Here is a 1,303-nt window from a genome sequence, read left to right on the forward strand (position 1 = left end):
ACACCGGAAGGTACTTCATGGACACGCAGCAGCACATGGCAGCGCCTCCGCCGACCGGGATCCGCGACCCGGCCTCAGCAACAGGCAGGCGGCCGCACTCAACAGGAATACCGCGAGGCCGGTCACGGGAACAGCCGTTCGCTGAGTTCGTCTGATCCGGGCGAGTGCCTGATGCCGGCTCCGTCAGCGGCCAGCGCCGGAATGGTCTGCAAGCCACCCGAAGGATCGCGCCGCAGCAGGCAAATCTCCCGCACGCAGCGCCCTTCCCCGGTCCGGTGCATCGAGATCACCAGGTCCAGTGCGCTCGCCGCCTGAAGTACGACCGCTTCGGCGCTCATCCCGGCGAGCGCGCCCATGGCCGCCAGCCTGGCCGGGACGGCCGCGGCGGAGTTTGCGTGGATGGTGCCGCCGGCTCCGGCGTGGCCGGTGTTCATCGCCGCAAGGAACTCGCGGACCTCGGCTCCCCGGCACTCTCCGACCACCAGCCGGTCCGGCCGCATCCGCAGGGCCTGCCGAACCAGTTCCGCCATGCCGATCGACCCGGTGCCCTCGACGTTGCTGGTCCGGCTCTGCAGGCCCACCACATGCGGATGGTCCGGGGCCAGTTCGGCGGCATCCTCGACCAAGACCATCCGTTCCTGCGGGCCGGCGACCCCCAACATCGCCGAAAGCAAGGTCGTCTTGCCTGACCCGGTGGCTCCGCAGATCAGGAAGTTCAGGCGCTGCCCGACGACGGCTTCGAGATAGGGCTGCCACTGCGGCGCGGCGGTGAGCAGTTCCGCGAGCGTGAAGCGGCGCGGACGATGGAGCCGGATCGAGAGCAGCGTCCCGCCGGTCGAAACCGGTGGCAGCACGGCATGGACCCGGTAACCCGCAAGGCGCACATCCGCGCACGGGTTCCCATCGTCGAGCCTGCGCCCGCCGGCTGCGACCAGGCGTACGGCCAGCGCCCGGACCTCGGCGTCGCCGGCGAAAGCGACGGGGGCACGGAGCAGACCGCCGTCGCCGTCGGTCCAGACGTCCTGCGGACCATTCACCAGGATGTCCGTGGCTCCCGCATCCGCCAGCGGTTGCAGCGGCCCCAGTCCGCGCAAGTCTGCGGCCAGTGAGTCCACCGCCTGCAGCGTCCCGGCCGTTCCCAGCAAACGGCCGCTCGACTGAACGGCTGCTGCCAGTCGGGCTCCCGTCACCGGCGATGGATCGGAGAGCACCGCGCGGCGGAAGGGCTCCAAACCGATGGCGGAGACCGCTGCCGGGGCAGCCCGCCTGCGTCCCGCCCCGTTCATGACCCGCTGCCCTGCCC

Annotated in this window: 1 protein-coding gene; it reads right to left on the reverse strand. The window is 71.1% G+C overall.

The features are described from left to right. Positions 1-122: 122 nt before the first annotated feature. A partial coding sequence (locus tag AC5RUJ_RS16550) for a TadA family conjugal transfer-associated ATPase (protein WP_494156279.1) occupies positions 123-1,303 on the reverse strand: 1,181 nt, incomplete at its 5' end.

Source organism: Arthrobacter sp. Y3223164 (assembly GCF_059091005.1).